Consider the following 23,499-nt stretch of genomic DNA (forward strand, 5'->3'; position numbering starts at 1 on the left):
GAAACCCACGTTCTAGTGCGACGGGATTAATTCAGTTTATGTCTGGCACTGGTGGTTATGCAGGCAAGTATTACGGCATGACTCGTGATCAGTTTGGGGCTTTATCTTTTGATGAGCAGATGAATTATGTTGAAAAATACTACTAAGCTCGAGGTTTTAATGGTCAGAAGAAGCGTTTGTTAGCAGATGCTTATACAGCAGTGAGCGGTTATGGGTATAAAAGAGGTAGTAAGGCTTATGAACTAAATGAAAAGTGGGATACTGACAATAATGGCATTGTTGAAAAAGGCGAAGCAGTACAAAACAAGGCTTTTCAAGCGCACCGTAAGCAGTGGATTGGCTCAGAAGAAAAGATTGTTGTAAATAATGCACACAGTTCAACTGTTAAAAAAGAGTCAGTCAAAGCGTTTAAAGTAATTAAAGCAACTAATCCGGCGGCCAAAACCCAACAAGCTCAGATCTTCAAACCTGGTGCAAGCCGACCGGCACCGATAAAAGTACCGGTTATTTCGCCAGAGCTCACAAAGATTGGACAGAATTTGACGGCCTTTACTACAACAAAAGCGCCGAGTGATATCTCTATAGGGCAAACGGTATCAGATCGATCAATTGCTCATGTTCTATCTGGTGGCCTGGGATATGATCAACATAGTGCATAGGAAACTTTCTTCTCAGAAACTAGTTTTTAACGATATCACTATTAATCACATGTTTGAAAATGCAAAAAAGCCCGCTATTAGACGGGCTCTCTACAGCAATTTTTCAAACGGCGGGAGTGTCACAAGATGAACTTGCTAAACTGGCCCGCATAGCAAATTGCCGGCTTAATGGCAGCATAAAAAATAATCAAAGCGATGTCAACGCTCTACTAGATGATGTAAATATTATGCAAGCAAAAAAATATGCGAATAGCCGTGTGACATAAAATGACCGTGAGTTAAAAAAAATGGTTTAGTCGGTCAATCGAGTAGTTGATGATATCGACCATTAGATAAAAAAAATAGACCAATAAAAAGAAAAAACCCTAAAATATTAATATGATGAAGACGATTATCCCGAAGATGATAAAGACACATTATTTGATTTAGAAATATATAGAAAAGTTATTGAAGTTGAAAAAAGTGCGATCAAAAATCTAATTTTAATAATTCATTGACTCCACTATAGGGCAAACGGTATCAGATTGATCAATTGCTTATGTTCTATTTAGTACTCTGGGATATGACCAACACAGTGCGTAAGGAACTACCTTCAGAGAAGGGAGTAAAGATGACATGCATTAAAATACAAAAAGCCCGCTATTAGACGGGCTTAGTGCAGCAATTTTTCCAATGACGGGAGTCATGATTGATGGTAATCATCAAAAGGAACTGACCCGTATAGTAAACTGCAAACTTGATTAAAGCATAGAAAACAAACAGAGCAATGTCAACGCTATGTACAAAGCAATTAGATCATACGAATAGCCTTGCAAACAAAGATGACCGAGAGCTAAAAAATGCTTCAGACGGTCAATAGACTTGTGATTGATGTTGTCCAATCAGTAAAACTTAAAAACCGCCTTTAACAGCGGTTGTATCTATTCTAATTAGGGGCTTTCCCAATAACGAATTCTTTTGATGTTTGTAGAACTGCATCCATTAAGTCTTTAGCTTGTTTTGATTCTTTGAAGCTATCAAATTCCTTTTTATTATTTCGTAAACTAATTTCTAGTTCTTTCAAGAGAGGAAGGCATTTTTCATTTCTTGGTACCAGGTATGAGACGGTGAACTTGTAAATTTCATCACGACTTCCCTTTTTAATGTATTTTAAAGCATCTTGATTTAGTACATTTTGATGTTCTTTATAGCTACTTAATGCATATTCTGGTGATGTGTACCAACCAGCAAAAAGTGCTAATGCTAATCCACCATAGGTCATAACTTTTGATTCACGATCGCTTTGTTGATTGAAAGCTGTTTTAATTAAACCTGTCGTTATGGAGTTAGACGCACATTTTGTATATTGGCTGGCTTTGGTTTTCTTAGCTGTGATTTCTGTATCAGATGCAAAAGAATAGGTGCTTATTAAGAGTCCAATAATTAACCCTGCTATAGTTTTTTTCATAATATAAGTCATTGTAAGAATTAAGAATATTTATAGTAGCATAAGGTTAATTCAAGATTGATTGGTGGATTTCAAAAAGAACAAGATTAGCTTTAAATAATTTAAAGAAGATTAAAAATTATAATTTATCCTAAATGTTGCCTTTGTTGCCCAGGCCCAAAAAAGGAGGCAACAGCCTGAAACCTAGTTATATCAAGTATGTTGCCTGTGTTGCCCTTGTTGCCTCTAAAAAATAGATGTTCTGAGAGGGTAATCGACTTAAACCAAAACAAATTTATGAATCGCAACCAATCGCAGCATTACCATTTTCACCATGGCGACTTATGAGTTTTGGAGCAAGAATACTGGAGAGGACGAAGATGCCACAGAGTGGCACAGAATCACCACCAACGGGCGTTTAGCGGTGTTGCCAGTAAGTACATTAAAAAAGGTGGAAAGGTTTATGTATTGCTACGTATCTCTAAATCGGCCTGGTGCATCGATGTGTATCGCCGTACCCATTTCCTTGATGGGCCATAATCATAAGTGCTCTTAAATGGCCTTAAAGCGTAAGCGTCCGCTGAACACACCTTATGAGTTCATCCTATAAGCCTTAATTAAGTCCCCACTTAAAAACAAGTGTATGACTACAAATTATCAGATATCCATCGCATCTCTAGCGAAAAAACGAAGAACATACAGCAAAGAATTCAAACTCAGTATTGTCAATGCCTGCAAAAATCCTAATACCTCGATCGCTTCGTTGTCAACGGCATTCTAAAATTGCCCACTTTTATCATTACAAATGGCAAAGTAAAATTGCCCCCTTTGACCTCGTATTAAGTTTCAACCTGTGGCTGAATCCCTATTCTTTTTTTTATCCTTCAAACGATAACTCTCAGATTTGGTATGTATGAACATTGGTTAACTAAAAAAATCTTTTTCGCATGGTTAATTATTTTTGTCAATTTAGCTGTGCTCAATAACTGAAGTATTCAACGTGGAAGTGATATAATTTTTTGCATACTTCTTTTAATGAAAGTTATGGGGGAAAATATGATTAAAATTAAAAAGATATCAACTTTAATTTTATTTAGTTTATTAATACTTAATAGTATTTCTATTTATGCCAAAGACCTTTCTTCTTTCTATACTTCAGCTTCTACCAAATATCTTCATTATTCAGGAATTAATGAAAAGACTGGATCAGTCAGTCTTCTTGATGTTAATTCAGTGAAGCCATTTAAAATAAAAGGTTTTAAAACTGTTGAGGAGTGGCATTATCTTTATAAACCAAAAAATTCTGCCGTTAGCTACTATAAAACTACACTTATCGTTGACTGTAATAATAAGCAACTAGGCAGTGAAGGTTTTATAACTTTTTATTATGGAGTTAGCACGATGTACGATAAAAATGATCGGATAATTGGGTCTCGACGTTCAAATGAGATAACAAAAGAATATGAATCAGGAGCTCATAAAATTTTCGGGGATAATCTTGAAAATCCTATATACCATGCTCTAAATAAAGTTGTATGTAAATTTAATTGAATAGAAACGTAAGCGTGTGCTGAACCCCATACCTATTTTTAATTTTGATCGGGTTGCCACCGGTGTGGCAGTCATTCTTCTATTTGGGTCACTTTATGTGTCGGTAACCTTTTCAGCACATCACTTAAATAGGCATACGGATCCAAGCCATTCAGCTTTGCTGACTGGATTAACGTCATGATATTCGCCGCTCGCTGACCACTGTGCAGCGAGCCAGCAAACATCCAGTTCTTACGTCCCAAGGCCCAGGGGCGCATTTGGTTCTCAATCCAATTATTGTCTATATACAAATTGCCATCATCCAGATAGCGGCTTAAGGCCTCCCAACGTTTTAGGCTGTAGTTGATCGCCCGAGCGGTGGGAGAACTCGATGGCACCGTCAGATGATGTTGGTTGAGCCATTCATATAGTTGTTGCATCACCGGTTGACTGTGCTGTTGTCGGTATTCGCAGCGGTCTTCCGCTGTACCATCCGTCTTTTTCCTGAGTTCGGCTTCTATCGCATACAGTTTCTAAAGTAGTGGTGAGCGATCACTCCCTGGCTTAGCATCAATTAAGCGAATCCATTTTGATACAAGATTTGTATTCAATCCATGTTGCAAAGCGACAGAGGCAATTGAAACGTCCGGTGCTTTACAAGTCTGAACGATCTGCTGTTTAAATTCAGTACTGTATGTTCTTTGTTTTTTCGCAAGAGATGCGATGGATGTCTGGTTATTTGTAGTCATAAATTTAAGTCCCCACTTGTTTTTAAGTGGGGACTAAATTAAGGCTTATAGGATCGCTTGGTAAGGCTGTGTTAGCCTGATGCTTACGATAATTATGGGAATTTCCTCTTTATCCATCCCTTCTATCTATTTGTCCTAATACTTTTTCGTTGTTCTCGACTCATAGGTGCTTTGCTACTAGTAATAACCTTAACCATTTCATCGATCATACTTTTTTCTTGATAAATTCTTTTTAGTAGATCTTCTATAATTTGGAATGAATCAAATAACTCATCAAAGCTAACATTATCTTCTTCATGGCTACCAGCATTACCAATATATTTAATGGCTAGCATTAGATCCTTGTGCTCGTAAAGTTCATTCTCTTGAGCTTGTATACTTCTTATCCTTTGATCTAGGGTAACAAAACCGCCATCAGCTTTTTTTGAAGGAATTTCAAACTCCGTAGCTAATATTTCAACAGCCACCCTAATTTTATTTGCTGCCGCACTTGGTGAGTTAGGGGTTAGGCTAAAAGCATCAGTAATGGCAATCCTAATATCTTCTGGCGTTTTTTCTGGAATATTAAAGAAATTTAAAGTTGGATAAAAATATTTAGGAAAAAATATATCCCTATATTCACTTTCACATGGCGTTGGATAACCATCTTTATCTAAACAATAATCAGTATATTCCTCTATTACTGATCCCGATCCAGATGTTATAACAATTTCTCTACACTTTGGATTTAGACATTGAAAGGTCCCTGTGTAGGAGTATTTCACCCATTCTGCCTCAAAAATATCAATATGCTCCCTCTCCAAAATACTAGAAACCCTTTCTTTCTGGAACCAAGAGTCTTGATCTAGGTATAAGGTATTTTTCTCGCATTCTGGGCAATTAAAGGGAATGCCATCATCCTTATGAAAACCTTTTAAGAATTTCTTATAACTTTCTATCATTATTAAATACTTCGTTAAAATAAAAAACTTATCAGTGATTGTTGTAATTTCACAGTATGGTCGATAAAGGTCCAGCGCTCCAAACAACTTTTGGTAAAGTCTAAATGTGAAATAAAAAATGTATTACCATCCGCAAAAAGCATCAGATTCGATGCTTTTTATTGGTTTAAATTTTTTTTATTTATCTTTACTACATGCCATATATCCTTGACGGGGGTCATTTTTATATTGAGGAACTGCTAATTTTAATTTCCCCTGATCAACTAATTGTGTCAAGTATTGTTGTCTAATTGAGTTAGCATTTCTATCTAAGATTGTGGCCAGTGCTGAAGCTGAAATATAGTGCTCTTGACTTATTCTTAGAATAATTTTAGTCATGCTTTCAGGGGATAATCTACGCTTAGTTCTTGATTCATTTGCTTTTCCAAAAAGAAACTCTCTAAACTCAGGATCTAATGCTGTTAAGGAGTCGATATAGGGTGCATCAAAATGTTCACTGATTAAACGCCCTTTTTGATCTCTTTCATGTCTTGAAGTGGCTGTATTATAAGCTTCGTCTGTGTCTGTGGAGCTATCAGCGTTATATGTGGAGCTATCAGCGTTATATGTGGAGCTATCAGCGTTATATTTGGAGCTACTACCGTTATCTGTGGAGCTATCTGAATGTGAATTTCCGAGATGGTTAGATTTATTAAGTAAATTTAAATTATGAGTCAGTTCAACACCTGCAAAAATTTGGTCTGCAGATGGTACCTCGGTACCAGGTAAAGTATAGATTTTTTGCTTATATTCACCAGATGATACCAAAAAATCACGAGATGTTAATTTAGCTAATGATGCACTTACATCACGAGAAGATAAGCTTGTAAGTTGACATGCTCTCTCGTGATTTACCCATCCTTCTATTAATGCAGTAGTTAGAATAAGTATTTCAAGTTGCGTAAGGTATGTTAGTTGGTCGCCAAAGAGTATATCTAATAACGTCAGTGCATCTTCAGGAATCAGGCTAGCAGTAGAAAGTTCTAGAATGGTTTGGGCCGGTGTTTGTTTTTCCCAAATTTTAGGTGTTCGCCAATTAACGGATTTCCAACCACTGAAAATTTTAGGCATTCCTGAACCAGCACGTTCACCTAAACCAACTAAAAGAAACATTTGATGTAATAGACGATTCCTGCAGTCACTTACGCCTCCCTCAATAATATCTTCTAGAGGAATCCTCGGTATTCCAGGGTTTCTGAACCCAAAAAGGTCAGGACGTTTAACGATTAAGAGAGGGACTGGTTCCGAATAATCAGAGTGTACAATTGTATTAACTAATGCTTCACGTAGAGCTGTGTGTACAGGGGTATCAGCTTTTCTCTGTCCGTCTTGAAGTACAAAAGGAATTTTTAGATCGGAGGTTATTTTTGAAAAAACTTTACGATAGAAGTCAAATAAATTTCCAGACCATGTACCGTCAGGAACAACTCTATCAATCCAACGATTTTCAGTTTTTGCTTCAGGCCGCTCTTGATAATCAATGAAGTAATTCGGGGCTGCAGAAGTTATAGCCTCCCACTCTCCAAACATTAACATTCCAGCTAAAGTAATACCTTCTACTCCTGTTTCTCTGTCTTTTCTCCATCCTCCAATTTTCTTAAAGAAATCTTTTAAATCTAGTTCAAGAAATGGATGTTGAGGATTATGTGACGATAATAAATTTCTGTAACTTTTTAAGCTATCTTGATTAATGTCTTCTTCAAATGAATAATGCTCTGAAAGGATCAAATTATCGCGACTTTCATATATTTGTTCAGCTAACATTCGTTTAACAGCGATTTCATCGCATTGTCTATCACCATCATCTTGACGGATATATGTGTTACCTAAAGGAGACTTGTTCAGGTATACGGGTTTTTGTGTCCTTGAAGCAGCTCTGATTCTAATAGCAATAATGGTTTTGCCATTAAAATTAATGAATTCGGCATCTGATGTACCTTGTAATAAATTAACACTTACTTTGCCTTTGTCATTTAATTGGTTGAATAGGTCTGCACGTACTTTTTCATAATTTTTAACCCCTTCAATTGTAAAACGTCCCTTTTTTTCTCTAACTCCTAAAATAATCCAACCTCCACGACTGTTGGCTAAAGCAGAATATGAGCTCCAAAAGTCTTTGGGTAAAGCTCCATTACCATCCTGACCAGCTGCAAGTTTAAATTCTACCTCTTCTGATTCAGCCAAAGTTTGTAAGTCAAAGAGATCCTTTATTTCTAAAGCCATTTATTTTATAACCAAAATTTTTGTATAAATTGACTACATTATAGCTTATTGAAGATATAAGTAATCATCATGTACATAAGGTGAAAGTTCTATATTTGACCTCATTAATTTGATTGATGAGATTGTAAAAAGGTTAATAAGAATAAATAAAAACAGTTATATATGTTTGACATAAAAAGTCACCAAGTAGTCACTAATTTTATTTTTAAATTATAATTATTTGATTTTTATTAATGTTACCTCTTAAATAACCTTCTGTATCGGAAAGTAATAAAACGATTGAGCTCCTCATTTCACCTATGGATAGATCCATCCAAAGCACGATGTTCGAAAACATCGTGCTTTTTTGCATCGCTTTAGCGTGGGTTTGAGCCAAAAATGATTTTAATGATCGTTCTCAGCACATCTTTTATTTTCATCTCATAAAAAGGATTGATTGCTGCTCTTTTCGATACAGCCTCAACTTTGACTTTGAGTGTTGCATAGTCTGGAAATTGTTGCTGTTGCGAGGATTTTTCGACCGCTGACAAAATATCAATTAAAAATGCACGATTAATTTTTGAACTTAATGGAATGGATTGATACCACTGTTTTTCAAAGCGACGATCTAAAAAGATATCGGGAATTTCGGGGCTAGTGGCATAAAACATGGCTTTGGTGCGCATACATTTACTGCATTGACCACAATTTTTTGGTCGAGCCCTATAGTCCACACAGATCGACAGGGTTTGTAAATCTAAGTCAGATTGGCTTAAAAATGCGGTTTTTTGTGATCGCGTGACATCATCGTCGAGGGTGATTAAGACCCCAGATCGGTTCTTCATCAATCGGTTTGATGCCGTATTTGAGCCATAGGGATGAACGAATAATTGTTGATCTAAACGGTAATCGGCTGAAATTCGATATTGCTGGTAATGTTCAAAAATCGAAGCGCAGGAAAACAGCGAAAAGATATGTGTGACATGCGAACCTTTAGGGTTACAGCCATATTTACTGTACAGCGTGTAAGCATCGGTTTTTACCACGCGACTTTGCTTAAAAACTTGGCTTCTAAAGTCATGGGTCTGATCCATTAAGGCCTGAAATTTTTCATGGTCATCAAATTTATAATCCATTCCATGCACAGTGAGACAATCAGAGTCTTGCCCATTTTCAAGAAAAGCTTTGTATGTACTATATGTGGAGTCAATTCCACCGCTAAAAAAGCTTAAATTTTGAGTGGTTTGGTTTGCCGGTGGTGTTTGGATAATCGATGCAGCACTGAGCATGACTGGTTGATATAAATCAGGTAACCAAGCGGCCCAGACAGTTGAAACCTCCCGTGCGGAGTGGAGGGTTTGTATTGAAATAGGTCCTTCTATATGCAGCGGGATGCCAAGGCGCATGGCAATGGGTAAAAAGCCCCAAACGATAAAATCATAGGTTTCTAATTGCGGTAAGGATTCAAACGGTAAAATATAGTGAATATTCCCGTATTTGCTGCTGGCGATGATTTGATTTTCCGCAGTGTTAATTTGACATTGAATTTTTAGCATTTTTTTAAATTTTTGAATCACATCACACAAGATCTTAATTTAATTTGATTGATTTTTATAGGGTTTCTTAATTGCTTTTGGGTTTAAGAAGCACCCAATACAAGATGCTTCTTGAATAAGTTCAGTGGTTAATTGGTGTTAAGACTGCGGTGCCAAAACAATAAGCCGATACACAATAAGCCTACGCCAATACAAAAACCTAAAACACCGACCATTAAGCCGAAATGATCAGATAAATAGCCGGCTGCAATAATTGGAATAATGGTGCCTAGATATCCAATAAATAAATAGGTCGAGATCACCGCAGCACGGTTTTGATTGTTGGTCATTTGATGAACTAAGCCAAATGCGCCTAAAAGCCCCAGACCATGCCCGACACCGACTAAAACATCGCTAATAAAAAACAATGCGCTCCAATGTTGGGTCATACATAGCGCAAGGAGCGCATAGCTCAGTATTAACACTATTAAGCCGGCATTGACACATTTTGCAGAAGGAATCGATTTCGCCATAAATTGCACGACAGCGGAAACCAGCAAGATACTTGCAATGGCACTACCACTGACCAAAGGGCCATGCCATGGGATCGCATCTTTGACGAAAGAGGGTGCGAGTGATGCAAATAAGCTAAAAGAACCAAAGGCACAAAAGGCAGTCAGTCCAGCGATATAAAATCGTGAATGATCACGCTTTTCAGGCAATTCCAAATGTGGTGCCACTGAAAAAGGCTGTGGCTCAAAATTCGGTGTGCGAATAAAAAATAACCCTATTAAACACGCCAACCCCCCAAAGATCACAGGGATATAAGGGGTGACTAAAGGCTGTTCCGAAAATTGGGCAATCACTCCACCAATAAATGGGCCAAGACCAAAACCAATCACGGTAATGATTGAACTCAACTGTGGAGCATTATTTTTATGCGGTTCAGGAATGGTATAGACCAAACCAAGCATGGCTGAGGTGCTGATTAAACCCGAGGCAATCCCGATAATAAAGCGCCCGATAGATAACCACAGCGCATTACTGGCAAACACCGACAAGCTTAAACCTAAGATGATGCACGCCATACCGATTTGCAGGGTTCTTAAAAAACCAAAACTGTTACTGGTACGACCTAAAAACAGCAAGGTCGCTAGGCAACCAAACATGTAGGCAACAAAGATATAGGTGATATGACTCGGCAGCAGTCCCCAAAGTTGCTGATAAATGGGATACAGAGGACTAGCTAGCGCTGTACCAATAGTGCCCATACAGAGTGCAAGGCTCACCATAATAAACGGTCGCCAAGAGGGAGATGTGGTCATTTTAAAGTCGCAGAGGTACAGCCCATAGGGTCAATATTGTGCTGCATGAGAAAGAAGGAAATATGGGCTCAGTTTAATGCCGATTGTTTTCCATGGTCAAATCGCAGTTGTAACGTTATCCATAGCGTTTAAGCAGTTTTACAAAATCTTCCAGTTCTACTTCATTGATTTCAACATCTTGAGGCAATACATGATGGCGTAAATGTGCTTCGATTAATTCATTCATTAATCCATTTACAGCACCTTTGATGGCCGCAACCTGTTGTAAAACCTCGATACACCCTGCTTCGGGTTGCTGTAAAGCCAGTTCAACTGCTTTGACCTGACCTTGTAGACGTTTAACCCGATTTAAAATCTTTTTGTCCTGATGTAAATGACTCAACACTTTCTCCCGAAAATAAATATACTATGGGGGAGTATATTTAAGCATAGAACCTAATGAAAACTTCCCCATCCATCCGAATTCATCATCAATTTGATGAAGGTAATCCACTCGCACAAAAACGGATCTTAATTGCCACCATTTTAACGGCAGTCATGATGTTGTTAGAAGTCATTGGCGGATGGATTTTTAATTCGATGGCATTATTGGCAGATGGCTGGCATATGAGTTCACATATGTTGGCATTAGGCTTGGCTTATTTTGCCTATCGTGCGGCACGCCACTATGCCCAAGACGCTCGTTTTAGCTTTGGGACTTGGAAAATTGAAATTTTAGCGGGCTATAGCAGCGCGATATTATTGATGGTCGTTGCTGCATTTATGGCCTTTCATTCGGTGGAACGCTTATTCAACCCGGTCCAAATTCATTATAACGAAGCAATCCCTATTGCGATTTTAGGTCTAATGGTGAACTTGATCTGTGCTTGGTTATTGCATGATGACCATCACCATCACCATCACCATCACCATCACCATCACCAGCATAGCCATGAGGAGCAGCATGATCATCATCACGATCTCAATCAGAAAGCAGCCTTCATGCATGTGGTTGCTGATGCGGTGACTTCGGTGTTGGCGATTGTGGCTTTATTTGCTGGAAAATGGATGGGCTGGGGATTTTTAGATGCGCTATTGGGGATTGTTGGTGCAGTGCTTGTCGGTAAGTGGGCCATTGGCTTGATGAAAGAAACAGGACAAACATTACTGGATGCGGAAATGGATCACCCTGTCGTTGATGAGATTCGAGAGGTTTTAATGCAATTACCTGTCGACGTCGATGTAACTGATTTACATGTATGGAAAGTGGGTAAAGGTCAGTTTTCATGTATTGTGGCTTTAGAAACAAGTCAGGCATTGAGTGCAGATGAAGTGCGTCAAGCGCTGTCGATTCATGAAGAAATTGTACATGTGTCTGTTGAAATTAATTCACCTGATGCAGCTTAATATGTTCCACGTGAAACGGCATGTAGCTATTGCGTAATGAACTGAAAAAAGCCCAAGACTTTCACGTGTTAAGGCTTAGAATGCTGAATCAATTAAATGTTGAAGTTGTTCGGTCTATGTTGAAAAAAATATGTGCGTTGGCGTTGAGTACCACCCTTTCGACTTTTGCTTTAGCAGATGCAGCACAGGTTCAAAAGCTCTTGGCAGAAAAGCACCCCAGTTTAAAAATTGAAAATATTCAAAGTACCGAAATGCCGGGCATATATAGCGGCTTTGTTGAAGATCAAGTTTTGTATTTGAGTGAAAATGCGGATTATGTGATTGCAGGATCTATGATCCGTTTAAAAGATCAAAAAAATCTGACCAAACAATTGATCCTCAGTCAGCAAAAAACTGAGTGGCATAAACTCCCATTACAAGATGCGATTAAAACAGTCAGGGGGAATGGGAAGCGCCAAATCGCGATCTTTTCTGACCCAAATTGCCCATATTGTAAGAAGCTTGAAGTAGAGCTGGCAAAACTCAATGATGTGACCATTTATACTTTTATCACAGCCATAAAAACGCAGTCGTTGGCGCCATCGAAGCAGATTTTTTGTGAGTCAAACCCTGCTATGGCCTGGGATAATTTAATCAATAAGGGAATTCAACCGAAGTCAGCGAAAAGCTGTGCAAACCCGATTGAGCGAAATTTAAAATTAGCTAAAAGCTTAAAACTAAGTGGTACACCAGGAATCGTATTTGCCAACGGTTCGATCTTAACCGGTGCTTACCCCGCTGCTGAATTAGAATCGATGTTAAAAGAGATCAAATAATTTCAGCTATACGGCATGAATAAAATATAAATAAAAAAATACCCGTCTATAGGCGGGTATTTTAATGGCGCTATAAAAATTAGACGCGGGTTTTTTTCGTTACAAGGTTATAGATAAACAACACGATGATCGCACCAATAACGGATGCGATAAATCCAGCGGCAGAATTTTCTCCATATAGACCTAATAAACGTCCGCCATAGGTCGCAAGTAAGGAACCTGCTATCCCGAGAAGGGTGGTCATAATGAAACCCGCTTTGTCATCTCCAGGATGGATCGCACGTGCAATTAAACCAGCAATAAAACCAACAACAATCGCAACAATGAGTGACCACATAGTAACTCTCCTTTTGTTATCATGTATTTGTTTTTTACGACTTGTTCAATCTTTATCTTTAATCAAAACTGCGCAGAGCTATAGCCTAAACATGCAAAAAACTGTTGTTTTTTTGTTCAAAAATAGCCCAAAAAATAAAAAAAAAGTGGCCTTCGGCCACTCTTAAGTATCTGATCTGGCTTAGAGACCAATTTCGCCAATAAATGGAATATGACGATATTTTTGATCATAGTCCAAACCATAACCCACGATAAATTTATCTTCGACTTCAAAACCTAAAAATTTTACATCGAGGTCAATTTCACGACGTGAAGGCTTGCTGACCAAAGTACAAAGCTCGATTGAGTTTGGATTACGCGTCTGTAAAATTTCTAAAACTTTGCTTAAGGTATTTCCTGAATCGATAATATCTTCAACCACTAAGACATCTTTATCCTTAATGTCTCCGTCTAAATCTTTTAAGATTTTTACATCACGAGTAGATACGGTCCCACCGCCATAACTTGAAACGGTCATGAAGTCGAGTTCATGCGGTTTTGAAATTGCGCGGCAAAGGTCAGCCATAAAAATAACAGAACCGCGTAAAAGACCGATTAACACCAACTCTTTGTCGCTGTTAGCATAGTGTGCATCAATTTTTGCGCCAAGCTCTTTCACTTTAGCTTGAATTTCTTCAGTGGAAATCAGTACGCTCATTTGAACAGACATGGGTAGATACCTAAAAAAGCAAATCAAAAAATAAAAAAGGTGTTGACTTGCAACACCTCTAAAGATGAACCAATTTTAATACATCTGGCTCGCAGATGCATCTTTTTTGCCGTTGAAAATGTAATCAGTTTTTCTTGGAAGTGCTGTCACGCTTGAGTAAGCACAAACAAGCGACGGCAATCAGTCCAATTTTCAACACTGTTTTTCGTCTCGGTCGAGCCGTTTTATGCTTTGACATAAACACATTGTCCATACACATAGGTGGCATGGATATTACGATCATCACCCATCAGCATGAGGGCAAATAAAGCATCTTCCAGATTTTTGGCACGTTGTTGACGTAAGGCTTGTAAAGCCGTGGCATTTAAATCGAGCACCACAAAATCTGCTTCTTTGCCTAAATCAAAGTTTCCAAGTTTGTCCTCTAGATCTAAGGCTTTTGCCCCCCCTAAAGTGGCATGGTACAGCGCTTCAAATGCGGACAGTTTATCGCCTTGAAGTTGTTGAACTTTGTAGGCTTCATTGATGGTTTGCAGTTGGTTAAATGAGGTGCCTGCGCCAATGTCTGTGCCTAAGCCGACTTTCACCTGTTTTTCCCATGTTTTCTTTAATGGAAATAAACCACTGCCTAAGAACAAGTTCGAGGTTGGACAAAACGCAATGGCTGAGTTGGTCTGATGCATACACTCCCACTCGGCATCTTCCAAATGCACGCAGTGCGCAAACACGGAACGTGATCCGGTCAGACCATAATGATGATAAACGTCTAAATAGCCGTTTTGCTCAGGGAATAATGATTTGACCCACGCTATTTCATTTTTATTTTCACTCAAATGCGTATGCACATAAACATCAGGATACTCGGCTTTTAGCTCCCCTGCCCGTGCCAATTGTTCAGGCGTTGAGGTTGGGGCAAAGCGAGGCGTGATGGCATACAGGTTACGGCCCTTGCCATGCCACTTTTCGATGAGTGCTTTGGAGTCGTTGTAGCCACTCTCAGCTGTGTCACATAATGCTTCAGGGGCATGTCGATCCATCATGACCTTACCGGCAATTAAGCGCATCTGATGCTGTTCTGCAGCTTTAAATAAAGCATCGACTGATTGTGGATGAACGGTACAAAAAACCAATGCTGTTGTGGTTCCGTTTTTGAGTAACTCGTTTACGAAGAACTGTGCAATTTGCTCTGCATAAGCCGGATCTTCAAATTGGATTTCGGTTGGGAAGGTATAAGTATCAAGCCATTCCAGCAGTTGTTCACCATAAGCCCCCATCATTTCCGTTTGTGGATAATGAATGTGGGTGTCGATGAAACCCGGAACAATCAATTGATCTGGATAATGCTGTACGTCAACCTGATCTGGGAGATGGTGTTGTCCCTCAGACCATGGACCGAACCATTGAATTTTTCCGGCTTGCGTAATCAGCAAACCATCTTCGAAATAGCGCACTTGGTCGTGAATTTCACGTGCTTGGGCAACTGTATTCTGAATATCTAGAAAGCGACCACGGATCGCTGTAGATGCGATAACAGAAGACATGACATACCTGCAGTTTAGAATTTTTTCGGTTGATTGTAGCTTAATTTGGCTAGAAAAGGCGTTGCTGTAATTAGAGGATTATGTTCTAAAACATCGAACAGCCATTAATGTATGTCGAGAGCATCTCATTTTTTCAAAGCGATTGATTAAATCAATGCGCTTGTGTCAGGCTAAATCGAATCAAAGAATAGAATTCAACCGTGTATCTATGTCCCATCCAATGCATCCTGTGAATCAATCACAGCTTGAAGCCACTTATGTTGAGCGCTTGCAGCAACTAATTCAGCAACATGACGGCATCATGTCTATTTTAAAGCAGCTTTATTTGGTGGATGCCAGTGCGTATATTGCCGCAGGTGTCATTCGAAATATGCTGTGGTCAGTGCTACACCAACACAGCTATACACTGTCCCATACTGAGGTGGATATCATATTTTATGATGCTGAGGATAACGGTGCTCATAGTGATCAGATCCAAAAAGAAATGCAGTCTTTCTTTCCATTGATACAGTGGGATGTGACCAACCAAGCTTTGATGCATCATTGGTATCGTTTAGACAATGGTGATTCTATTTTGCCCCTAACATCGATTTCCCATGCCCTTTCTTTGTGGGTTGAAACTGCAACGGCTGTTGCAGTCCGTTTAAATGAGCTTGATCAAGTAGAAATCGTGGCACCATTTGGACTAGCTGATTTATTTGAATTAAAACTGCGTTGGAATTCAACCTTAGTTAGTCGAGAGACTTTTTTGCAACGTATAGAAGCGAAACAATTTTTACAACGCTGGCCGAAACTCAAACTCTTGATGACGCCTGAAGCTTAGCTCATGGCTTTATTACAGAATAAAAAAGCCTTCTCGAAAGAAGGCTTTTAATCATCTAAGTGTTTTAAAGCATGGTTTCATTGTACTTCTTGCTGTGTCGGATCGATAACCACGCGGTGATAGTTAAGGTCACCACAATAAAGCCGAGTGAAATCCAAATTGGCATGTGGAACACATCAAGCAACAGCATCTTAGCGCCAATAAATACCAGGATAATGCCCAGACCATATGGTAAGTAATGCATTTTCGATGCAGCACCAGACAAGAGGAAGAACATGGCACGTAGACCCAAAATCGCCATCAAGTTTGCAGTCAGTACAATAAACGGGTCAGAGGTAACCGCAAAGATTGCTGGGATTGAGTCCACCGCAAAAATCACGTCCGATGCTTCAACCAAGATCAACACTAAAAAGAGCGGCGTTGCCCACAAGACACCATTTTGACGAATGAAGAATTTATCTTCATGCATTTGAGGGGTAATACGCATGTGTTTACGTAGCCACTTCAAAATTGCCATATCTTCGATATCTTTGTCGTCTTCGTCTGAACCCTTAAGGAATTTAAAGCCGGTATACACCAAGAACGCACCGAAGAAGTACAGCACCCAAGAGAATTCTTGAACGAACCATGCCCCAATAAAAATAAAGATGGTACGCAGTACAATTGCACCGAGGACACCGTAGAGCAACAGTTTGCGCTGCAAAGCAGGTGGAATGGCAAAAGCAGCAAAAATCATGAGCCAGACAAAAACGTTATCAATTGCGAGCGATTTTTCGAGCAGATAACCAGCGAAATATTCCATGACTTTGGTGTTTGCAATAGCGACACCAGCGGTTTGCTGTAAGTAGAGCCACAATGCACCACCGAATAAGGTAGCCACAGAGACCCATGCAATACTCCAATAGGCAGCGGTTTTGACTTTGATTTCTTGGCCTTTGTTATTTTTAAAGCCTAAAAAGTCGATGAGTAGCATGATGGTGACTAAACCGAAAAATGCCAGATATAGCCATAAAGAGCCAATCGTTTCCATGTGTATTCTCCACATCTAACAACCAGCCATAAAAAAACCTCGACCAGTTGCCAGACGAAATAAAACGCCTGAGACAACATGATCAAGGTCTTGCCTACATCGTACTGTAATGATTTGCAGCAGCGATGCTCAGATACCGACTTTTTGCAAAGTGTAATGACGATATTCTGACACGTAAAACAAGGTTTACGTTTGGAGGAGGCTACTCCCCTTGTTCAAATTTTGTTTTGGACACTGTCCAAATATGCGGCAAAGCATGACAGTTTTTAGTACAAAGTGCAATCGGCAATTTGCGAATTCATTTAATGTGCCACAGGAGGGTTAAAATCACCACGGTGTACTAACGCTAAGGCTAAAAGTGTGCCGATCACGGCGATGATTCCTCCGATCACACCAATATAACTCAAACCGAAATGAACGCTGACGATACCGCCCAAGAGTGCACCACCGCCAATCCCGACATTATAAAGTCCTGAATAGATAGCCATGGCGACATCGGTGGCGTCGGATGCGAGATGTAGTGTCTTTGACTGTAATGCGAGACTAAATCCAATGATACTCATGCCCCATAGTAGGCACACCGCACTCACACCTGCAAAACTCAAAGAAAATGGAAGCAACAGCAGCATCGATAAAGCCAGTGTGGCTGTACTCAAAGGAATCGCAACTTTGGGATATTTCCCACCAAATTTTCCAAAGAGATAAGAACCTAGAAAGCCTGCTGCACCAAAGATTAATAACAACGTGGTGGTTTGCATGGAACTGAATGCAGCAATGTTGAGTGAGAACGGTTCGATATAGCTATATGCGGTAAATTGTGCACTAATTACAATAATGGTTAATGCAAAGACCATCATTAAGCTTGGACGGCGAATAAACTGTTTTAGGCTGCTTAGCGAGCCAGAGTTCAAACTCGGCAGTATTGGCAGCGTTTTGGCTAAAATCAGGCAAACGATACTGGCGCCAATGCCAATCAGAGCAAAGGTATTTCGCCAACCATAGGCTTCTCCGACCATACGCCCAAACGGAATACCGAGAACCATCGCCAAAGCTGTGCCTGTGGCCAAAAGCCCTAAGGCTTGAAATTCTTTGCCTTTCGGCGCAACACGTACCGCCAGCGATGCAGTAATTGACCAAAAAAGTGCATGCGAGAAGGCAATGCCAATGCGACTGAGCAATAAAGTATTAAAGCTCCATGCGAAATACGACAGAATATGGCTGACAATAAACACCATAAATAAGCAAATCAGGAGTGAACGACGTTCAATATTTTTGGTCAATAACATGATTGGCAAAGAAATCGGCGCAACCACCCATGCATAGAGCGTAATCATGATGCCGACATCGGTCGCTGCCAAGCTAAAGGTTTTGCCAATATCGCTGAGTAAAGCGACAGGTACAAATTCAGTGGTATTAAAAATAAATGCTGCGAAAGCCAAAGCAATCACAGCCGTCCAAGAGCCAGAAGAAGCCGTTTCGGAGGGAGAGGCAGACATGAGTGTCTTCAAATAAATAAAGTGGCTTATTTTACTATGCTCTATACACGAGCAGGAACCGATTTAAGCCCTGTGCATGCGGTTTAAATTAATACAAAAACAACAGAGTTGACCTGCATTACATGCCAATTTATAAAAAAATGGAGGAAATTTAAGATGTTTGTACAACAAGATGATGATCAAAAAAAAGGGGCTTTTTTTGTTGAGCAAGATGGGGAACGTTTGGCAGAGATGACTTACTCATGGGCAGGCGATGATAAATTTATTATTGATCATACCGATGTCAGTGATAGCTTGCGAGGACAAGGTGTTGGACGACATCTCCTCGATGCAGCAGTGAATTTTGCTCGGGAAAAGAACGTGAAAATTATTCCGCTCTGCCCTTTTGCAAAATCTGTATTTGATAAAGATGAATCGATTCGTGATGTTCTGCGCTAATACGCTAAATTGTATAGCGTGATGTGAATTAATCATTTGGATAAATAAAAAAAACAGCCTGATGGTATTGCAATCAGGCTGTTTTATTTGAAATCTAGTTGTGAAGTTGAATTAAGATCGTGATTTATACAGCGATACAACCAAGCATGCTGCAGCAATGAGAAATACAAAGATAGCGACAAGATAAAGGTCCATAATAAAAATATCCGGCAAGTGTGATTTAATTGTTTTTTAATTAATGTGAAAGGTGTACGGATTTATTATCACCTACAGTTGAATATAGGTCGTTTAAGTTCTGTACCGATCACTTTCTCGTTTGTTACACGGTGTATTTTTTCATAAAAAGGAAGAAAAAACAGTGACTATGCAACATCAAGATAATGGTCAAAAAGGTGAATTTTTTCAGTTAAATGCTGAGGGTATACGCCTCGCAGAAATGAGTTACTTATGGCGTGATGAACACACTATTGTGGCAAATCACACGTGGGTAGATGATTCCTTACGTGGGCAAGGGGTTGCTCGTGTGTTATTGGATCATTTGGTGGAGTTCGCTCGTGAGAAACACTTAAAAATTATTCCAACCTGTTCTTATGTAGAGGTGATGTTTCGTCGAGACCAGACATTAGCCGATGTTCAAGCCTAAAAAAGCCCGCGATGCGGGCGTTTTTATCTGTATGAAAGTTTAAAAAATGAGTGGTGCTCAATTGAGTTTGAGTTTCAACAGCGTTGATGGTGTTTTGACGATATGTGGCCACAATTGGAACAAAATCGAGCAGATCAATATTCCTAAAACCAAGCTTAAACACATGATATTTAATAATGCAAAGTCATTCAGTACAAAATAAATACTGCCAATGGTCATCATCATTAGTAAATAAATAAGATAGTGAGGAATCACGGTGCGCAGTGTTATTCCTAAAATAAATGAGCAAATAACGACATTTAAAAAATCTGAAACGCCAAAATTATTCAGTATGATCAAGGCAGCAAAATATACACAAGTGATCGATAAAAAAATGAGTAAATTCTTGAGCATGGTCGGCCTCTTTATTCATCTTCAAATGGAAATAATTTCATTGTTTTAATATGTATGAGTTTAAAAAAATGAAGGTGATATCGGTATACGTGATCTTGGTTTTCTGTTGTAAGTTAAAAAGCACATTTGATTAAAAAATATACAAATATTTACTCATCCTGTAGAACTTTCTACGTTAAAATCGTGCAAATACTTTAAGAATAAACACAATGATACAACTCTGTTATGCCAGTACACGTGTAGAACAACAATTTGATTTAATACAAGATTTAAGTGATATTTTGGTGAGAGCCCGCAGCTTTAATACTGAACAGCGTATTTTTGGCGTGCTGTACTATGCCGAAGGCCGGTTCTTCCAATGCCTGCAAGGTGAGCAAGCGGCTCTCGAACAGCTTTTTCAGCATATTGCGAAAGATACTCGCCATCGGGATATTGTGCGTTATCCTGATCAAAATATTGATCAAATCGATTTTTCAAAATGGTCGATGAAATATGTCAACCGACATAGTGAAATTGCTAGTTTGTTTCAGCGCTTTGGACATTCAAGCTTTCAACCCGACGTGCTCAATCTAGAACAAATTCAGGCGCTTTTAACGACCTTGTTAAGATTAGAAAATGTTGAACAGCCGGTTAAGCTGGATTCAGGCTATAAAAACCGAGGCTATCAGCATTATTTTTAAGCTGAGTGTGAATAAAATAAAAAAAGCCCGCTTCGCGGGCTTCTTTTATTTTATCCAGTTGATTTAGGCTTTTAATGCACTGATCAACTTCTGATGTAAACCACCAAAACCGCCATTCGACATAATCACTACAGCATCGCCCTCGCCTGCCTCGCTTACGATGGTTTGAATGATGTCATCCAGTGAACGCGCCACGACAGCTTTATTCGCAGCAGCTTCAATCACAGGCTGTAGATCCCAATCTAAACCTTCAGGTTGATACCAAATCACTTCATCCGCTAAGCGTGCAGAATGTGCAAGGCCATCTTTATGACTACCCATGCGCATGGTATTAGAACGTGGCTCAATCACCGCCCAAAGCTTACGTTGACCCAGACGCTTACGCGCACCTTCTAAAGTGGTATCAATCGCCGTTGGGTGATGTGCAAAGTCGTCATAAACCTCAATGCCACGGACTGTGCCCAAAAGCTCCATACGACGTTTGACACCACCAAAGTTTGAAAGCGCTTCACACGCCGTTTCAATCGAAACACCGACATGTTCAGCTGCAGCAATGGTTGCCAAAGCATTGGCTACACTGTGTTGCCCAGTCATATTCCATTTGACTTCGCCTTTCACGACACCATGCTGTAGCACTTTGAAATGTGAACCATCAGCAGACAATTGCTCTGCATACAGCTCAGATTTGTCATTGGCATCTAAAGATGTACGCACTACAGGTGTCCAGCAGCCCATTTCCAAGACTTCATCAATATTTGTTTCAGTGATGGGCGCAATGATACGGCCTTCACTTGGAATAGTACGCACTAGATGATGGAATTGCTTTTGAATCGCAGCCAAGTCATCGAAGATGTCGGCATGATCAAATTCAAGGTTATTTAAAATCGCTGTTTTAGGATGGTAATGCACAAACTTAGAACGTTTGTCGAAAAATGCCGAATCATATTCATCGGCTTCTACACAGAAATATTCACCACCGCCTAAACGTGCGCTTTCACTAAAGCCTAAAGGTACTCCGCCAATCAAGAAACCTGGGTTTAAACCCGCTTGATCGAGCACCCATGCCAACATGGTTGTGGTTGTGGTTTTACCATGCGTGCCTGCAACGCCTAAGACATGTTTGCCTTGTAGGACGTGGTCTGCAAGGAACTGTGGGCCAGAAATATAAGGTAGGCCTTCGTTCAGCATGTATTCCACTGCATCAATGCCACGTTTCATGGCATTGCCGACAATCACGAGATCTGGGTGTGGTTGAAGGTGGCTACGGTCATAGCCTTGCATTAAGGTAATGCCTGCATTTTCCAATTGGGTAGACATTGGTGGGTAAACGTTTTGGTCTGAACCCGTCACCTTATGTCCTAAATCACGCGCCAAGAGCGCCAATGAACCCATAAAGGTGCCACAAATACCCAAGATATGCAGATGCATTCGTTCTAACTCCACTGCTTTTATCGACACATCACTTTGTTATTGTGGTGTTGTCATTATAGATTTGGTTGAAAAGGTTAATTTCATTTGAGAGCAACCATAGCAAGGGTCTTAGCGAAAAGATAGATTTTTTTGTATGAGATCGTGCAAAAAGATTGAGCACGTAACTGATCAAATGTACGCAATTTTCTTGAGGATAAAAACACGGAAAATAGGCGCGAAATCATGATGAAAAACGTACAATAAGCGCAATTTTTTGCGATCTTGATTGCTTATGTCACTTGCCCTATTTTTATTGATTATCTCCAACTGTTTTATGACTTTGGCCTGGTATGGACATCTGAAATTTCTACATGATGCGCCGCTCTGGCAAGCGATTTTATTTGGATGGGCTATAGCATTACTCGAATATAGTTTTATGATCCCAGCAACGCGACTGTTGGCCAAACATGGGTGGTCTTTGGGTCAAATGAAAATCACACAAGAAGTCGTGACGCTATTGGTCTTCGTTCCATTTATGATTTTCCTTTTTAAACAACCCTTTAAGTTGGACTATTTGTGGGCAGGTTTATGCCTTTTTGGATGTGTCTATTTCGTGTTTCGCAGTGCTTAACTGATCCAATGCTGCATGGCTCTGATCATTTAAGTGAGGCGTGTTTGCAGGCATTTTTGAGGACTTTACTAAACTCACGGTCTCGTGGAGTGGGATCTTCATAGTCAAAGGCATAATCACTCTCATTGGTTAGTACAGTCTTTGACCGTCTGCTTCAAAGTCCATGAGTGCAAAACCAAAGCTTTGGTCATCACAATACACACGATATTCTGAAATTGAATACATGTTATCACGGCCATCATCTGCTTTGTAATAGCCTGTCATCTTGAACGACTCACGTTCATCAATGATCGATTTGCCAGTGACTAAAAATTTTTCGTGGATGTAGCCATTACTCTTAATCTGGCTGTTATAGCCTTTTTGTTTCTGTAAGAGGTTAAATTCTATTTCAAATTGGCTGGTATTGAGTTGAACCAGTTGGGCAAAACTCTGAGAGCTTAAGGCTAAAGTGAGCAGGATGAAGATCTGTTTCATCTTTAAAGTGTCTTATAAATATTGATTTAATAAAAGTTTTTATAAAATTGAAAAAAATAAAAATAATTTTATAAAAATATTATGGAGTTTTCTCTTTAAAGACAACCGTTAAATTTTATCAAATGGAGCTTAAAACTCTGTCCTTCAGGTCAGAGATATAGGCGACACGACATGAAGTGTCGTTTGATTTAACTAAGGACTATTTTCCTTGAGTTTTGATTGTTAATATAAGTACATGAAAACCCTTAAATTACGTATAAAAGACAAACATTGCAAGGTGTTAGACCA

At 39.4% G+C, this 23,499-nt stretch carries 25 protein-coding genes and 2 pseudogenes; 11 read left to right on the forward strand and 16 right to left on the reverse strand.

What is annotated here, in order from left to right; all coding sequences use genetic code 11:
• Positions 1 to 176 precede the first annotated feature (176 nt).
• Together FTV04_RS13740 and FTV04_RS13745 are read left to right on the forward strand one after the other, a co-directional pair.
• On the forward strand, positions 177 to 659 hold the full coding sequence (locus FTV04_RS13740; protein WP_180089999.1) for a hypothetical protein: 483 nt from the start codon (positions 177 to 179) through the stop codon (positions 657 to 659).
• A gap of 59 nt (positions 660 to 718) precedes the next feature.
• Positions 719 to 925: a hypothetical protein gene (locus FTV04_RS13745; RefSeq protein WP_180090001.1), complete on the forward strand. Its 207-nt coding sequence runs from the start codon at positions 719 to 721 to the stop codon at positions 923 to 925.
• 659 nt (positions 926 to 1,584) lie between these two features.
• Here the strand turns inward: FTV04_RS13745 and FTV04_RS13750 are convergent.
• Positions 1,585 to 2,106 (reverse strand): hypothetical protein, encoded by a 522-nt coding sequence (locus tag FTV04_RS13750; protein WP_180090002.1) that lies wholly within the window; start codon positions 2,104 to 2,106, stop codon positions 1,585 to 1,587.
• A 622-nt stretch (positions 2,107 to 2,728) separates the two neighbouring features.
• Between FTV04_RS13750 and FTV04_RS13760 the strand changes: the two are divergent.
• Positions 2,729 to 2,854: pseudogene (locus FTV04_RS13760) on the forward strand (IS66 family insertion sequence element accessory protein TnpB); the annotation flags it as partial.
• A gap of 287 nt (positions 2,855 to 3,141) precedes the next feature.
• Entirely contained in the window at positions 3,142 to 3,636 is a 495-nt protein-coding gene (locus tag FTV04_RS13765; RefSeq protein ID WP_180090004.1) for a hypothetical protein, read from the forward strand.
• A 71-nt stretch (positions 3,637 to 3,707) separates the two neighbouring features.
• Here the strand turns inward: FTV04_RS13765 and FTV04_RS13770 are convergent.
• The 7 genes and pseudogenes from FTV04_RS13770 to FTV04_RS13800 form a co-directional block, all read right to left on the reverse strand.
• Positions 3,708 to 4,148: pseudogene (locus FTV04_RS13770) on the reverse strand (transposase); the annotation flags it as partial.
• Complete coding sequence (locus tag FTV04_RS13775) at positions 4,149 to 4,364, reverse strand: transposase (protein WP_373688135.1); 216 nt, start codon at positions 4,362 to 4,364, stop codon at positions 4,149 to 4,151. It abuts the pseudogene before it with no gap.
• A 122-nt stretch (positions 4,365 to 4,486) separates the two neighbouring features.
• On the reverse strand, positions 4,487 to 5,305 hold the full coding sequence (locus FTV04_RS13780; RefSeq protein ID WP_180090006.1) for a DUF4145 domain-containing protein: 819 nt from the start codon (positions 5,303 to 5,305) through the stop codon (positions 4,487 to 4,489).
• Positions 5,306 to 5,482: 177 nt separating this feature from the next.
• Entirely contained in the window at positions 5,483 to 7,567 is a 2,085-nt protein-coding gene (locus tag FTV04_RS13785) for an RNA-binding domain-containing protein (protein ID WP_180090008.1), read from the reverse strand.
• Between the two features lie 356 nt (positions 7,568 to 7,923).
• A complete protein-coding gene (locus FTV04_RS13790) occupies positions 7,924 to 9,102 on the reverse strand; it encodes a hypothetical protein (RefSeq protein ID WP_180090010.1) in 1,179 nt (392 codons plus the stop codon).
• 128 nt (positions 9,103 to 9,230) lie between these two features.
• Positions 9,231 to 10,406 carry an MFS transporter gene (locus FTV04_RS13795; RefSeq protein WP_257221055.1) on the reverse strand — a complete coding sequence of 392 codons (1,176 nt, stop codon included), beginning with the start codon at positions 10,404 to 10,406 and terminating at the stop codon, positions 9,231 to 9,233.
• A 115-nt stretch (positions 10,407 to 10,521) separates the two neighbouring features.
• Complete coding sequence (locus FTV04_RS13800) at positions 10,522 to 10,788, reverse strand: metal/formaldehyde-sensitive transcriptional repressor (RefSeq protein WP_180024968.1); 267 nt, start codon at positions 10,786 to 10,788, stop codon at positions 10,522 to 10,524.
• A gap of 56 nt (positions 10,789 to 10,844) precedes the next feature.
• Here FTV04_RS13800 and dmeF point away from each other — a divergent pair, with 56 nt between their 5' ends.
• Positions 10,845 to 11,792 (forward strand): CDF family Co(II)/Ni(II) efflux transporter DmeF, encoded by a 948-nt coding sequence (gene dmeF / locus FTV04_RS13805; protein ID WP_180090012.1) that lies wholly within the window; start codon positions 10,845 to 10,847, stop codon positions 11,790 to 11,792.
• Between the two features lie 116 nt (positions 11,793 to 11,908).
• The gene (locus tag FTV04_RS13810; protein WP_180090028.1) at positions 11,909 to 12,607 is read left to right on the forward strand and encodes a DsbC family protein; all 699 of its coding nucleotides are present in this window, start codon (positions 11,909 to 11,911) and stop codon (positions 12,605 to 12,607) included.
• Positions 12,608 to 12,686: 79 nt separating this feature from the next.
• Here the strand turns inward: FTV04_RS13810 and FTV04_RS13815 are convergent, their stop codons facing one another.
• From FTV04_RS13815 to guaD, 3 genes are all read right to left on the reverse strand, one after another.
• A complete protein-coding gene (locus FTV04_RS13815) occupies positions 12,687 to 12,944 on the reverse strand; it encodes a GlsB/YeaQ/YmgE family stress response membrane protein (RefSeq protein ID WP_180027157.1) in 258 nt (85 codons plus the stop codon).
• A gap of 180 nt (positions 12,945 to 13,124) precedes the next feature.
• Positions 13,125 to 13,652 carry a hypoxanthine phosphoribosyltransferase gene (gene hpt / locus FTV04_RS13820; protein WP_078189517.1) on the reverse strand — a complete coding sequence of 176 codons (528 nt, stop codon included), beginning with the start codon at positions 13,650 to 13,652 and terminating at the stop codon, positions 13,125 to 13,127.
• A 224-nt stretch (positions 13,653 to 13,876) separates the two neighbouring features.
• Positions 13,877 to 15,193: a guanine deaminase gene (gene guaD, locus FTV04_RS13825; RefSeq protein WP_180090014.1), complete on the reverse strand. Its 1,317-nt coding sequence runs from the start codon at positions 15,191 to 15,193 to the stop codon at positions 13,877 to 13,879.
• Positions 15,194 to 15,401: 208 nt separating this feature from the next.
• Between guaD and FTV04_RS13830 the strand changes: the two genes are divergently transcribed.
• On the forward strand, positions 15,402 to 16,016 hold the full coding sequence (locus FTV04_RS13830) for a nucleotidyltransferase family protein (RefSeq protein ID WP_257221056.1): 615 nt from the start codon (positions 15,402 to 15,404) through the stop codon (positions 16,014 to 16,016).
• Between the two features lie 64 nt (positions 16,017 to 16,080).
• Here FTV04_RS13830 and FTV04_RS13835 read toward each other — a convergent pair whose 3' ends face one another.
• Together FTV04_RS13835 and FTV04_RS13840 are read right to left on the reverse strand one after the other, a co-directional pair.
• Positions 16,081 to 17,046 carry a TerC family protein gene (locus FTV04_RS13835; RefSeq protein WP_180090016.1) on the reverse strand — a complete coding sequence of 322 codons (966 nt, stop codon included), beginning with the start codon at positions 17,044 to 17,046 and terminating at the stop codon, positions 16,081 to 16,083.
• Between the two features lie 302 nt (positions 17,047 to 17,348).
• On the reverse strand, positions 17,349 to 18,542 hold the full coding sequence (locus tag FTV04_RS13840; protein ID WP_180090018.1) for a sugar transporter: 1,194 nt from the start codon (positions 18,540 to 18,542) through the stop codon (positions 17,349 to 17,351).
• A gap of 132 nt (positions 18,543 to 18,674) precedes the next feature.
• Here FTV04_RS13840 and FTV04_RS13845 point away from each other — a divergent pair, with 132 nt between their 5' ends.
• The gene (locus tag FTV04_RS13845; RefSeq protein ID WP_347269446.1) at positions 18,675 to 18,980 is read left to right on the forward strand and encodes a GNAT family N-acetyltransferase; all 306 of its coding nucleotides are present in this window, start codon (positions 18,675 to 18,677) and stop codon (positions 18,978 to 18,980) included.
• Positions 18,981 to 19,338: 358 nt separating this feature from the next.
• Positions 19,339 to 19,623, forward strand: a complete 285-nt coding sequence (locus tag FTV04_RS13850) for a GNAT family N-acetyltransferase (RefSeq protein WP_180090020.1) — start codon at positions 19,339 to 19,341, stop codon at positions 19,621 to 19,623.
• 57 nt (positions 19,624 to 19,680) lie between these two features.
• On the opposite strand, the gene FTV04_RS13855 is transcribed toward FTV04_RS13850, so the two are convergent.
• Positions 19,681 to 20,016 carry a hypothetical protein gene (locus FTV04_RS13855; protein WP_180022936.1) on the reverse strand — a complete coding sequence of 112 codons (336 nt, stop codon included), beginning with the start codon at positions 20,014 to 20,016 and terminating at the stop codon, positions 19,681 to 19,683.
• 209 nt (positions 20,017 to 20,225) lie between these two features.
• Here FTV04_RS13855 and FTV04_RS13860 point away from each other — a divergent pair, with 209 nt between their 5' ends.
• A complete protein-coding gene (locus FTV04_RS13860) occupies positions 20,226 to 20,696 on the forward strand; it encodes a BLUF domain-containing protein (RefSeq protein WP_180009150.1) in 471 nt (156 codons plus the stop codon).
• 63 nt (positions 20,697 to 20,759) lie between these two features.
• Here FTV04_RS13860 and mpl read toward each other — a convergent pair whose 3' ends face one another.
• The gene (gene mpl, locus FTV04_RS13865; RefSeq protein WP_180090022.1) at positions 20,760 to 22,124 is read right to left on the reverse strand and encodes a UDP-N-acetylmuramate:L-alanyl-gamma-D-glutamyl-meso-diaminopimelate ligase; all 1,365 of its coding nucleotides are present in this window, start codon (positions 22,122 to 22,124) and stop codon (positions 20,760 to 20,762) included.
• Positions 22,125 to 22,398: 274 nt separating this feature from the next.
• On the opposite strand from mpl, the gene FTV04_RS13870 reads away from it, so the two are divergent.
• Complete coding sequence (locus FTV04_RS13870; protein WP_078189529.1) at positions 22,399 to 22,737, forward strand: DMT family protein; 339 nt, start codon at positions 22,399 to 22,401, stop codon at positions 22,735 to 22,737.
• A gap of 129 nt (positions 22,738 to 22,866) precedes the next feature.
• On the opposite strand, the gene FTV04_RS13875 is transcribed toward FTV04_RS13870, so the two are convergent.
• Positions 22,867 to 23,211, reverse strand: a complete 345-nt coding sequence (locus FTV04_RS13875) for a hypothetical protein (RefSeq protein WP_228157220.1) — start codon at positions 23,209 to 23,211, stop codon at positions 22,867 to 22,869.
• Positions 23,212 to 23,499: the final 288 nt, after the last annotated feature.

It is taken from the genome of Acinetobacter sp. YH12219 (assembly GCF_013417875.1).
GTDB lineage: Bacteria > Pseudomonadota > Gammaproteobacteria > Pseudomonadales > Moraxellaceae > Acinetobacter > Acinetobacter amyesii.